This window comes from Ignavibacteriota bacterium, assembly GCA_016212665.1.
Classification (GTDB): domain Bacteria; phylum Bacteroidota; class Ignavibacteria; order UBA10030; family SZUA-254; genus FW602-bin19.
Map to the genome: position 1 here is coordinate 72,258 of JACREZ010000034.1, position 13,402 is coordinate 85,659.

The window sequence follows — 13,402 nt, forward strand, 5'->3', positions numbered from 1 at the left end:
GCTTTTTGTATTCATCTTCACTTGTGCTATATTTTTCCCCAAGTAAACCATGACAACCAAACAAGTTACAGTCTTCGCACCGGCAACAGTTGCCAATCTCGGCTCCGGCTATGATGTGTTCGGCGTTGCGATTCATGCGCCGGGCGATATCGTGGTTGCTGAACGAACGAAGGAAGAAGGACTTACATTCTCGGTTCAATCAAAAAAGAAAACGGTTCCTTCAACAACAAAGAATGTTGCAGCGCATGTTGCGACACTATTATTAGAGGAAGTCAGACCGCCGTTTGGTGTCAGGATGGTGTTGAACAAACTCATGCCAGTCGGTTCGGGATTGGGAAGTTCTGCGGCGAGCAGTGTTGCTTCCGTCGTCGCAGTAAACGAGTTACTTCCCAAGCAGTTGAAACGAAGGGACTTACTCCGGTTTGCCGTCGAAGGAGAACGATTGGCTTCCGGCTCGCCGCACGCTGATAATGTCGCGCCGTCGCTTCTTGGCGGCGTATGTTTGATTCGGAGTTACAACCCGCTCGATGTTGTACAAATTCCGATGAAGAAATCTCCTGTGTGGGTTGTCGTTCATCCGCATGTCATTGTCCGAACGGAAGAAGCGCGGAATATTTTACCGAAACAAATTCCACTCAGGCAAGCAGTGCATCAATGGGGTAACGTCAGCGGATTGACTGTTGGATTGATGGATGGAGATATTAAACTCATCGGCAAGTGTGTTGAAGATGTGATTGTCGAACCGGTTCGTTCGAAATTGATTCCGGCATTTGATGAGGTGAAGCAAGCCGCTCTGGAGAGCGGTGCAACGGGGTGTTCCATATCGGGTTCCGGTCCTTCGATGTTCGCGGTTGCTTATTCAATCAAACAAGCAAAGGAAATTGGCAAAGCAATGAGCAACGAGTTTAGAAAAGTCGCGGGTGTGAAATCGGAAATTTATATTTCGATAACGAATGTTGAAGGGGCAACAATGATGAAAGTACAAAACGGATGAAGTTCAGAAGCGTCAAAGGAGAAAGCCCGTCAGTAAGTTTTCGTGAGACGTTGTTCAACGGACAGGCGCCGGACGGAAGTTTGTATGTTCCGGAGTTACTCCCGAAACTATCTCCGGGATTCGTTTCAAGTCTTCGAGAGAAAACATATCACGAGATTGCGTTTGAAATGCTTTCGCTTTTTCTCGATGAAATTCCTTCGACGGATTTGAAGAACATCATCGAGCAGTCGTTTACATTTCCGATTCCGTTAGTCCATCTCGAACAAAATCTCTACCTGCTCGAACTCTTTCACGGACCGACGCTCGCGTTCAAAGATGTCGGCGCGCGGTTCATGGCAAACACACTTTCCTATTTTTTGCAGAAAGATAAACGCGAGATAACAATTCTTGTGGCAACTTCTGGTGATACGGGAAGCGCAGTGGCACACGGGTTTTACAATGTCCCGAACATTAACGTGTATGTGCTGTACCCATCAGGAAAAATCAGCCGCTTGCAGGAACAACAGATGACAACGCTCGGTGGAAATATCCACGCCATCGAAGTGGATGGGACGTTTGACGATTGCCAACGACTTGTGAAACAATCGCTCGCGGATGCCGAACTTGTGAGAGCAAAAAATCTTACTACGGCAAATTCCATCAACCTCGGAAGGTTGCTTCCGCAAAGTACCTATTATGCGTGGTCTGTTGCTCAATTACAGTCTCAATTCAAACAAACAGAGAATCCCGTTGTGGTTGTGCCAAGCGGAAATTTCGGGAACCTGACGGCGGCGGTGTACGCGAAGCATATGGGGATTCCTGTTCGAAAGTTTTGCGCGGCGATGAATGTCAACGATGTTGTGGGAAGTTATTTGTGGATAGGGAAATTTTCGCCTCGTGATTCCATTCAGACCTATTCCAACGCAATGGATGTCGGGAATCCAAGCAACTTCGCACGGCTTCAGGTTGTCTATGATTTTCAGTTTCAGAAAATGTTCAGCGAGATGGAGCCATTCAGTATTGATGATGCGCGAACATTGCGCGAAATTCAATTAACGTACGAACGAACCGGAACTATTCTTGACCCGCATACCGCGGTCGGCGTTTGTTCAGCACGAGCGATGAAGTCAAAACAGGCGATACACGAGCCGATGGTTATCGCCTCGACTGCTCATCCTGCAAAATTTCCTGAAGTGGTGAAAAAAGCAATCGGGGTTGATGTTCCGTTGCCAGTAGTGTTACGTTCAGCATTGAACAGACAAAAACAAACCACCCGCACAAGCACGAAGTATGAAGATTGGAAAAATCTTCTTACATAATAACTCAACATCAGCATTCGGAAATATTTCATGATTCTTACAGACAAACAAATCCTCGAAGAAATGAAAAAGGGGACAATCGTCATCAAGCCGTTCAAGCGAAAATATCTCGGTTCGAACAGTTACGATGTCCATCTCGGAAAATGGCTTGCGATGTATAAGGAGGAAATTCTTGACGCGAAGCTACACAATCACGTCCGGTATTTTACCATTCCTAAAGAAGGAATTATTCTCGTGCCGAGCAAGTTATATCTCGGTGTAACAGAAGAATACACAGAGACGCATCGCCATGTTCCGTTTCTTGAAGGAAAAAGCAGTATCGGTCGGCTTGGAATTGATATCCATGCGACGGCGGGAAAAGGAGACATCGGTTTTTGCAATACATGGACGTTAGAAATTTCCGTCCGACAACCCGTTCGGATTTATGCCGGAATGCCAATCGGTCAGTTGATTTATTTTGAAGTCAGCGGCGAGGTGGACGTTCCGTATAATCAAAAACAATCTGCCAAATACCGGAAGCGGACAACGAAGCCGGTGGAATCAATGATGTGGAAAAATTTTATTAAGTAGTTGAGTAGTTGAGTACAAAGTAGTTGAGTAATCAGTATGTCAGTATTCAATAGCCAGTAGCCAGTAAATAACAACCTGTAACCGATAACCAGAAACCATTATTAACAAGAACTATGAAAAGAAACAGTATTTCAATCGCCAATCGTCAATCTAAAATTTTCAATTATATATTCACTCTCATTGCTTATTGCTCACTGCTCATAGCTTTAAGCTCACCGCTCATAGCGCAGCCGACGAGAGTGATGGAACTCGAAGACCTGTTCAAAATAAAACGCGTAGCCGACCCGCAACTTTCTCCCGACGGGAAATGGGTTGCCTACGTTGTAACGGAAGTTGACAAAGCCGCGAACAAATCGAACAGCGACATCTGGCTCATTCCTTCGGCAGGAGGTGAAGCACGCCAATTGACGTTCGGTCCGAAAGCGGACAGACATCCTCGCTGGTCGCCGGATGGAAAACGGATTGCATTTGAATCGAACAGGAACGGTTCGTTTCAAATTTTTCTTTTGAATGTCAATGGCGGCGAAGCGAAACAATTAACTTCCATCTCAACAGAGGCAACGCAACCGGTCTGGTCTCGCGATGGAAAACAAATAGCGTTTGTTTCTGCCGTGTATATGGATTTTTCGCAGATGCCGTACGCACAGAGCGATGCCGCAAACCGGAAAAAGCAGGAAGAGAAAGATAACAGTAAAGTAAAAGCAAAAATCTTCGGAACGTTGTTATATCGTCACTGGGATAGTTGGGTTGATGAAAAGCGGCAACACTTGTTTGTTATTCCGGCAGATGGCGGTGACCCGCTCAATGTTACTCCCGGCGACAGAGATGCGGTTCCGACTTCTTCCACATTTTCTGCAGGGGATGATTTCGATTTTTCTCCCGACGGACTCGAACTTGCTTTCACTGCAACTCCCGTTCCGGTTGAAACAGAAGCATGGAACACGAACCACGATATTTATTCTGTCAATCTCAAAACAAAAGAGAAAAAACAAATTACAACTAACGCTGCGGCAGATGGTTTCCCGAGATACTCTCCGGACGGAAAATATATCGCTTACCGAGCACAAGCTCGCGCCGGATTTGAAGCCGACCGTTGGCAGTTGATGTTGCTTGAACGCGCAACGGGAAAAGTGAAAAGCCTGACCGAGAATTTTGATGCAAGCGTGGAAGTATTTGTTTGGGCAAGCGATAGTAAAACATTGTATTTCGATGCGGAAGAAAAAGCGAACAAGCCAATCTGGTCGGTGACGATTGCTGGAAACGACGCGAAGAAAATTGTTGATAACGCGACGAACAGTGAAGTGAATATTTCTTCTGACGGAAAGTTTCTCGTCTTCTCACATCAATCATTGTCGCGGCCGATTGAAATTTACACACAAAAAACCGACGGGAAAGGATTGAAGCCGCTCACGACGGTGAACGATAGATTGTTTTCTGAAATTCTCATGAACACGCCGGAATATGTCTGGTTCAAAGGCGCAGGCGGAAAAGACGTGCAAATGTGGATTATCAAACCGCCGATGTTTAATGTATCGCTGAAATATCCGCTTGTGTATTGGGTGCATGGCGGTCCTCAGGGCGCGTTTATGAATTCATGGTCGTATCGTTGGTGTGCGCAACTCTGGGCGGCACAGGGATATGTGCTTGCACTTCCCAACCCGCGCGGCAGTACGGGATTCGGTCAGAAATTCACTGATGAAATCAGCCGCGATTGGGGCGGAAAAGTTTTTGAGGATGTCATGAATGGAGTCTCCTTTATGGAACAACAACCGTACATAGACGCGACGCACATGGCGGCGGCGGGCGCATCGTTCGGCGGGTACATGATGAACTGGCTCAACGGACACACGGATAAGTTCAAAGCAATTGTCTGTCACGACGGCGTGTATAACTCGACCAGCAATTACGGAACAACGGAAGAACTCTGGTTCGATGAATGGGAACACGGCATCCCGTGGGAGACTCCGGATTTTGAGAAATTTTCACCGCATAAATACGCACAGAATTTCAAAACACCGACGCTTGTCATCCACGGCGAATTGGATTACCGCGTTCCTGTGACTGAAGGAATGCAATTGTTCACCGCACTTCAGCGCAAAGGAATCCGTTCAAGATTTCTCTATTTCCCTGATGAAGGACATTGGGTATTGAAGCCTCTCAACAGCGAGTTATGGCACAACACGGTATTCAAATGGCTTGCAGATTATTTGAAGCCGGGACCGAGATATTGAACGATGGAGGAGCGGAGTATTGGATTGATGGAGAGTTGGAGTAATGGATTGCTGGTTCGTTGTAAGTAAATACTGAAGGAATTATCATGCAAAAATGTATTGTTTACTTACTTATTGTTATGTTGTTGATAACTGGTTGTACCCATACTCAGGTATTTAGTCCTGAACATTTGGAAAACGATAGTGGAGAGAGTATTACAGTTTTCTTAAAAGATGGCAGGATAATTCGCTTTCGTAGCGGAGATTACACTGTCGTCAATGTTGGAAATGAAATGATACGCGGAACAGGAAAGTTAGTTATTAACAAGCAAACAGGAGAGTTTCTTGAATTTGTTGGTACAATCAATTTTGATGAAATAGAGAAAGTGACAATAACCGAAACCACACTCGCAGGTAAAATAACTCTTGTTCTTGTTGTTTCGGGGCTAGCATTATTCGGTTTATTAATGTTGTTATTGTCTAATCTTTTATTTAAAACATAGATTTTTTTGGCAAGCCGCTTTGTATTACAAATATTTTTTATTTCGTTATAGATGAAAAATTCTTTTGTTCAAAAACTCAAACACATTCAACGCAAAAACAATTCGCTTCTGTGTGTAGGCCTTGATGCTGATGTGTTGAAGGTGCCGGAGTTTCTCCGCATGTATGAAGACCCTCTTCTCGAGTTCAATCGCCGCATTATTGATGCGACGAAAGATTTGGTTTGTGCGTACAAATTGAACCTCGCGTTTTATGAAGTAACGGGTACGCGTAGTTGGAAAACTATCAATGAAACTCTTGCGTTGCTTCCGGAAGAAGTTATTTCTATTGGCGATGGAAAACGGGGAGATATCGGCAACACCGCAGAAATGCAGGCACGAGTTTTTTTTGAAGATTGGAAATTTGGTGGAGCAACAGTCAATCCATACATGGGAAAAGATGCAGTTGAACCGTTTTTGAAACGACGCGACCAATGTGCGTTTGTCCTTGCGGTGACATCGAACAAGAGTGCGAAGGATTTTCAATATTTGAATGTGAACGGGAAGCCGTTGTACGAGCATGTTGTGGCGCAAGCAAAAAAATGGAATGTGAAAAAAAATGTCGGCTTGGTCGTTGGTGCGACGAAACCGGAAGAATTGAAACGTATCCGCACACTTGCCCCCGAGATGCCGCTCCTCATTCCCGGCATTGGGGCACAGAAAGGCGACCTTGAGTCAACCGTTCGATATGGCTGTAATAAGAAAGGAGAACTTGCTCTTATCAACATCGGTCGTGCAATTATTTATGCATCTGGCGGAGACGATTTTGCAGAGAAAGCCCGTGAAGCGGCGATTCAGTACCGAGACCAAATCAACGCATACCGCGAACAATATTTTTAGTTCAACCGCTAAGGGCGCAAAATAACCGCAAAGGATTTATGACAGAAAATGAAATTGCCACAATTGTAGTTGATTGTGCTTTCAAAGTTCATCAAGCACTTGGTCCTGGTTTGTTAGAATCAACATACGAAGCTTGTCTGACACACGAATTACATGAACGGGGAATTCAAGTTGAAGCGCAGAAAGCCCTTCCAGTAATTTATCGCGAAGTGAAGTTGGACTGTGGATACCGGTTAGACCTGTTAGTTGAAAACAAAGTCATTATCGAAATAAAATCTGTTGAATCACTGAATGATGTCCATCTTGCTCAAATATTAACCTACCTGAAATTATCAGGATGTAAGTTAGGATTCCTCATTAATTTTAATGTCAAACTTATCAAACAGGGAATCAGAAGAATTGCAAATAATCTATAACTTTGTGTAGCTTTGCGCGCTTTGCGGTTTAACTAAGTATGTCAAAACGAACTCCATCCCACCACGTTCCCGAACGATTCCTGAGACAACTCTGGAAGCATCAGGATTTTGCAACGGATATTCTCCGAACAACAGATAACCGTTCGATTGAAATTCTTTCAACAGGCATAGTTAATTCTGACGGCGGTCCAGATTTTTCCGATGCACGGATTCGCATCGGTGGTATATTGTACCGGGGCGATGTCGAGTTGCATCAGAATCTTGAAGACTGGGAAAAACATTCTCACCAACACGACCCGAACTACAACAAAGTCATTCTTCATGTTGTCTTTCGGGGAAGCAAAACACTCGAGCCGACGAAAACGAAAAGCAACCGCGAGGTTCCTGTTCTGATTCTTGAACATTATCTCACTTCTTCGTTCCGTGAGTTGTGGGAAAAGATGATTCTCGATGAACGCTCGGAACGGCTGGCGACAATCAAATGTTTTGAGAAGAATGATGATGTGGATTCTGCCCTCATTCAAAGATGGTTGAATAAACTTGCGGTCGAGCGCATCGAACTGAAGATGCGACGTTTTGAAGAACGACTCAAGGAATTGATTGACGAAACAAAACTTTCACTGAAAGAGCCGCCCCGTTTCGGGGAAATTCCGTTCGGCATTAACCCGGAAGATTTGCCGCCGCCTGTACAGGAATATTCGTCGCGGGATTTTACCAACTCGCACTTGTGGGAACAACTTCTCTACGAAGGATTCATGGAAGCGCTCGGCTACTCCAAGAATCAACAACCGTTTGTAAAACTTGCCCGAAACGTCCCGCTTCATTGGCTTGCCGATACAATAAGTTCCGCCCGTTCATCAAATCCGCAACTCGAACTTGAAGCGCTCCTGTTTGGTGTTTCCGGTTTGCTTGCTTCTCCGAAACGAACGGACGACGAAGCGACCAAAGAGTATGTTTCGCTGCTGCAAACCTCGTGGAAGAAATCTCAAAAACTCTATCGCAATGAGTGCTGTGAAGAAACCGAATGGCAGTTCTTCCGGTTGCGACCGGATAACTTCCCGACAATACGGCTTGCCGGTGCGTCACGTCTTGTCTCTTCGTTGTTAAACAAACGACTTCTCAAATCACTCATTCAGATTTTGAAAAATCAGGAACTGAACAGCAAAGAAAAACACCGTCGCATGACAGAACTCTTTATGGTTGATGCCGATGGATTCTGGAAAACGCATTACCGGTTCGGGGAGAAAGCGAAAAAGGAACTGACAAAACTGATTGGTAACTCCCGCGCGGATGAAATTGTACAGAATGTTGTCGTGCCGGTTTGCTTTCTGTACGCACGTATTTTTAAAGATAAAGATGTCCGCCGCGCAACGTTAGATGTGTTCGAGCGTTGCCTCCCTGCAACAGAAAACTCCATTCTCAAAACAATAGACGAGCAACTGCTGAAGAGTCGAAAATTCGACTCGTCGAAAAAATTCAAATTGAACTCGGCAAAGTTGCAACAAGGCGCGTTGCAGTTGTATAAGTTCTATTGTTCAGAGGAACAGTGCGGGGAGTGTGCGGTGGGGAAGGTGGTGTTTAAGTGAAATACTTTTCGACTTAAAATTAATTTTAAGGGAACAAAATGAAAACTTCCATTCTGTTTTGTTTGACTGTGATGACATTCATTGGATGTAGTTCGCTACGCGAAGGAATTTACATCGGTCAACAATGGAGTATCATCGAGATTACTCCCGATGACACGTTAATCGCTCAAGATGTTCGCGTTGACGGAAATTCAATCTCCGCAGTGTCAGGGGAAGACAGTGGATATATTTATCAAATCAAGGGACGCTACAAGTTGTCATCAGACAAATTATTTGTTGAAGTGGGTGATTCCATCAAACTAATCGGAACCGTGGATGAACACAATATTATATTCGGAAAAGAATTGCCGGAAAATATATGGAATAGGTGGTATGGAGGAAACACGAGAACAGATTATACAATGTATAAGTCTCGCTTTATAAGAAGTCATGTTGATATGATATTATGTAATTTGTATGCACTGGCATTGCGCGCGGTTTCGTATAAAAATTTACAGCGGAACGAAAAATATAAAGATGGTACTTATGATGGTTTTGAAAAACAAAATCTTTATGAATTTAGTAACGACAGAACTATGACATTCTCGATAACGACTTTAGGGACAAGTCTTAAACTTGAGGCGCATTCTTTGCTGAATAAGGGTGGAACAGTTAATCTAATTTTAGATGAATACGGTCGAATAACTGCCGGACCTAATGTCTCAGGATTTTAAATCAGAAAAACTAATAAGCATTGTTACAGAGTATCATCCCTAACACATAATAATAAAAACGATAGTGATTTTTCTATACATTTTTACAGAAGCAGATTGTATGTTGAAAAGTACAAATGGCTATGGCAACCATGAATCCGAAATCAAAGTATGATTCCTCTCCGAGATACTAACCCTTCACGAACGACTCCGTTCATTACGTACATCATCATTGGATTAAATGTTGTGGTGTTTGGCTTCGAGTTTTTGCTCGGTGAACATCAAGCCGAGTTGTTTTATTACTTCGGCGTGATTCCCGCGCGGCTCACCGCTTCTGCCGATTATGAATTCTCCGGCATCTTTTCGTCGTTCACAATTTTTACTTCAATGTTTCTTCATGGCGGCATTATGCACCTCATCGGGAATATATTGTTCCTCTATGTGTTCGGTGATAATGTAGAAGACCGACTCGGACATTTCAAGTACATCGTTTTTTATCTTCTTGCGGGAGTAGCCGCGGCATTGACACAGGTCTTCATCGCACCGGAATCGGAAGTGCCGATGATTGGCGCAAGCGGCGCTATTGCAGGAGTGTTAGGTGCATATGTGTTCTTGTTCCCGCGTGCGCGTGTTTCGACCCTCATTCCGCTTTTTATTTTCTTTCAAGTGGTAGAGTTGCCTGCATTTCTTTTTCTCGGTTTGTGGTTCCTCATGCAGATGTTTAGCGGCGTGATGTCGCTTGGTATTGGCGGCGATGCTGGTGGCGTTGCATGGTGGGCACACATCGGTGGGTTTGCCGCAGGCGCCGCACTGTTGCCGATCTTGAAAAAACGTGAGTATGTGGCTGAGTAATCAGTATTCAGTACTCAGTAATGAATCTTAGAGATAACTCATATCGTGTTTCTCACATCCCGTATCAATCAATTAATTCGCAATTGACAATCCGAAATCCGAAATCAAATCTCGACGACATCCTTCATAAGTGCCTGCATTGTGGTTTGTGCCTGCCCGTTTGTCCGACGTACAACCTCACGTTCAATGAAGTGTCTTCGCCGCGCGGTCGCATCCGGTTGATGAAGGAAGTGTTTGAGGATAAACTCGAAGTTAGCGCGAAGTTTGTTGACGAAATGTATTTCTGTTTGGACTGCCAGGCATGTCAGACAATCTGCCCTGCGGGAGTGAAATACGGAGAACTTGTCGAAGATGCGCGGAATGTAATTTCTGAACAAGGGAGAGAGACTTATTTTCTCCATTGGTTTAAATCTGTTTTTCTTGGGATTCTTTCTTCAAAACGATTGACAAAACTTTGGGCGAGAATGTTGTGGATGTACCAACGTTCGGGTTTGCAGGAAGCAATTCAACAATCGGAAATTCTCAAATTGTTTTCTCCTTTGTTGCATGAAAAGCAATCCCTTCTTCCAAATGTTTCAGATTCTTTTTTTGATGAATCATTTCCCGAAATCATCAAACCGGAGGGAGATGTACGCGGACGGGTTGCGTTTCTTTCCGGTTGCATCATGAACGTTGCGTTTGCAGAGATTCACCGTGATGCAATCGAAGTTCTGTTGAAAAACGGATTTGAAGTCGTCATTCCGAAAGCACAAGTCTGTTGTGGCTCTCTGCATGGACACAATGGTGAAATCAAACAGGCGAAAGAACTTGCCCGAAAAAATATTGCCACATTCAATCAATTCGAGTTTGATGCATTGATTATTGACGCGGCAGGTTGTGGTGCGTTCATGAAGGAATATGGAAAATTGTTTGCCGATGTTAGTGAGATGGCGGAACAAGCAGAGCAACTATCAAGCAAAACAAAAGACATTACGGAGTTTCTTGCCGGGATCGAACTTCTACCTCCGACAGTCTCAATATACAAGCGTGTTACCTACCATGAAGCATGTCACCTTGTCCACACACAGAAAATCAGTCAGCAACCGAGACAACTGTTGAAGCAAATTCCGGGAATTGAATTTGTGGAATTACCGGAAGCGACATGGTGTTGCGGAAGCGCAGGCATTTACAATGTTCTCCGCTTCGAAGACTCAATGAAGATGATTGAACGGAAGATGAAGAATCTTGAATCAACACAGGCAGAGATTATTGTGACAGCAAATCCCGGGTGCCATCTCCAACTTCAATACGGAATGAAAAAAAACTGGCTGAACGTTGAAGTTGTTCATCCCGTTACGTTATTGAACAGGAGCTATTTCAAGAAAGAGTCTGTCCATTGAATCGCGGGTGAAAAAAATTACAGAATTTGATTCTCTGTGCGAAGTCTCCTATATTCAGCATGAATTTTATCAAAGGAATAAAGTTGAAAAAACTCCTCTCTCTCAGTATTGTATCCCTCTTTTGTTTAACCATTGCTTTCAGTCAATCGAAGGATATTCTCCCCGGAGATAATCTCACCATTGACGGTATTCCGGCAATTCCTTCTTCCATTGCAGAAGAAGTCAGCCGTTATACGGAGTTTCGCTCGGCATCGTTTTCAAGTTGGCATCCGACAAAACACGAGATGCTTATCAGTACACGCTTCGGAGATGTTCCGCAGGTTCATTACGTGAAGTTCCCCGGCGGCGCACGAACACAGATGACGTTCTTTCCTGAACGTATCGGCGGCGCGTCGTTCAATCCGAAAAATGAGAATTACTTCATCTTCAGTAAAGATGTTGGCGGCGGAGAATGGTTTCAGATTTTCCGGTTTGATATTTCATCGGGCAACGTCACCATGCTCACCGACGGAAAATCCCGCAACCTTATCGGTTCTTGGTCACGTGATGGAAAGTGGCTTGCATATTCTTCAACACGAAGAAACAACAAAGATCTCGATGTGTACGTCATCAATCCGTTAGAACCTTCGAGCGATAAAATGCTTTGCCAGTTGGAAGGAGGCGGATGGAGCGTAGGCGACTGGTCTCCTGATGGAAAATGGATGTTGTTGCAGGAAGGAATTTCTGTGAACGAATCGTATCTCTATTTAGTAGATGTTGCAACAGGGGAAAAATCATTGCTCACGTCGAAAGATGGAAAAGAACAAGTCGCGTATGGCGGAGGACAATTCACCAATGATGGAAAAGGATTTTATGTGACGAGCGATTTGAATTCTGAGTTCAGACGACTTGTCTATTTTGATATTGCTTTGAAGAAGCAAACTCCCATCGTCGAAAACCTCAATTGGGATGTTGACGGTTTTTCACTTTCGGATGACGGAAAAAGAATAGCATACATTTCCAATGAAGACGGAATCAGCGTCTTGCATGTTCTTGATGTAGCAACAAAAAAAGAATTACCGTTGCCGAAACTTCCAGTCGGACTCGTCGGTGGCATCGGTTGGCACAGCGATAACACAACGCTCGCTCTCAATATCAACTCTGCCCGTTCTACCAACGATGTCTATTCACTCGATGTAACAACAGGAAAACTCGAACGGTGGACGGAAAGCGAAACAGGCGGATTGAATGTCAGTAATTTTCCCGAACCCGAACTTATCAAATGGAAATCATTCGATGGAAAAATGATTTCCGGTTTTCTGTACAAACCGCCTGCAAAATTTTCGGGGAAATATCCGGTGATTGTCAATATTCATGGCGGACCGGAGGGACAATCCCGTCCCGGTTTTCTCGGGCGCAATAATTACTTCCTAAACGAAATGGGAGTGGCAATGATTTTCCCGAACATCCGCGGCTCGACAGGATATGGAAAAACGTTCGTCAAACTCGACAACGGTTTCAAGCGGGAAGATTCGTATAAAGACCTCGAAGCATTGCTTGATTGGATTAAACAACAACTGGAACTCGACGGTGACCGCATCATGATAACAGGCGGAAGTTACGGCGGGCACATGACGCTTGCTGTTTCCACATTTTATTCTGACAAAATCCGTTGCTCAATTGATATTGTCGGCATGTCGAATCTTGTCACGTTTCTCGAGCGAACGGAAGCGTACCGCCGCGACCTTCGCCGTGTCGAATACGGAGATGAACGTGATGAGAAGATGCGCGAGTATCTCAACAAGATTGCACCTCTGAACAATGTCGAGAACATCAAGAAGCCGATGTTCGTCATTCAGGGGAAGAACGACCCGCGCGTTCCTTACACCGAAGCAGACCAAATCGTAGCGTCATTAAAAAAGAGTAACACGCCTGTGTGGTATCTCATGGCAAACGATGAAGGACACGGGTTTGCGAAGAAGAAAAATCAGGATTTTCAATTTTACTCCACGGTGTTGTTCATGAGAGAGTTTCTTTTAAAATGACG

12 protein-coding genes are annotated in these 13,402 nt (G+C 44.4%); all 12 read left to right on the forward strand.

The features are described 5' to 3' along the window. Nucleotides 1-49 precede the first annotated feature (49 nt). Entirely contained in the window at nucleotides 50-994 is a 945-nt protein-coding gene (locus tag HY960_12295; protein ID MBI5216522.1) for a homoserine kinase, read from the forward strand. After that, on the forward strand, nucleotides 991-2,292 hold the full coding sequence (gene thrC / locus HY960_12300) for a threonine synthase (protein MBI5216523.1): 1,302 nt from the start codon (nucleotides 991-993) through the stop codon (nucleotides 2,290-2,292). The genes HY960_12295 and thrC overlap by 4 nt, the downstream gene beginning before the upstream one ends. 30 nt (nucleotides 2,293-2,322) lie before the next feature. After that, nucleotides 2,323-2,862, forward strand: a complete 540-nt coding sequence (locus HY960_12305) for a dCTP deaminase (protein ID MBI5216524.1) — start codon at nucleotides 2,323-2,325, stop codon at nucleotides 2,860-2,862. Nucleotides 2,863-2,975: 113 nt separating this feature from the next. Next, on the forward strand, nucleotides 2,976-5,093 hold the full coding sequence (locus tag HY960_12310; protein ID MBI5216525.1) for a S9 family peptidase: 2,118 nt from the start codon (nucleotides 2,976-2,978) through the stop codon (nucleotides 5,091-5,093). 86 nt (nucleotides 5,094-5,179) lie between these two features. After that, a complete protein-coding gene (locus HY960_12315) occupies nucleotides 5,180-5,575 on the forward strand; it encodes a hypothetical protein (GenBank protein MBI5216526.1) in 396 nt (131 codons plus the stop codon). Nucleotides 5,576-5,626: 51 nt separating this feature from the next. Next, complete coding sequence (gene pyrF / locus HY960_12320) at nucleotides 5,627-6,451, forward strand: orotidine-5'-phosphate decarboxylase (GenBank protein MBI5216527.1); 825 nt, start codon at nucleotides 5,627-5,629, stop codon at nucleotides 6,449-6,451. 38 nt (nucleotides 6,452-6,489) lie between these two features. Beyond that, a complete protein-coding gene (locus HY960_12325; protein ID MBI5216528.1) occupies nucleotides 6,490-6,867 on the forward strand; it encodes a GxxExxY protein in 378 nt (125 codons plus the stop codon). Nucleotides 6,868-6,905: 38 nt separating this feature from the next. Continuing rightward, a complete protein-coding gene (locus HY960_12330; protein MBI5216529.1) occupies nucleotides 6,906-8,453 on the forward strand; it encodes a DUF2851 family protein in 1,548 nt (515 codons plus the stop codon). A 38-nt stretch (nucleotides 8,454-8,491) separates the two neighbouring features. Beyond that, nucleotides 8,492-9,166: a hypothetical protein gene (locus tag HY960_12335; GenBank protein ID MBI5216530.1), complete on the forward strand. Its 675-nt coding sequence runs from the start codon at nucleotides 8,492-8,494 to the stop codon at nucleotides 9,164-9,166. 150 nt (nucleotides 9,167-9,316) lie between these two features. Next, nucleotides 9,317-9,997, forward strand: coding sequence for a rhomboid family intramembrane serine protease (locus HY960_12340; protein MBI5216531.1), 681 nt, complete (start codon nucleotides 9,317-9,319; stop codon nucleotides 9,995-9,997). An 83-nt stretch (nucleotides 9,998-10,080) separates the two neighbouring features. Continuing rightward, nucleotides 10,081-11,376: a (Fe-S)-binding protein gene (locus HY960_12345; GenBank protein MBI5216532.1), complete on the forward strand. Its 1,296-nt coding sequence runs from the start codon at nucleotides 10,081-10,083 to the stop codon at nucleotides 11,374-11,376. A 59-nt stretch (nucleotides 11,377-11,435) separates the two neighbouring features. Then, the gene (locus tag HY960_12350; protein ID MBI5216533.1) at nucleotides 11,436-13,400 is read left to right on the forward strand and encodes a S9 family peptidase; all 1,965 of its coding nucleotides are present in this window, start codon (nucleotides 11,436-11,438) and stop codon (nucleotides 13,398-13,400) included. Nucleotides 13,401-13,402 lie beyond the last annotated feature (2 nt).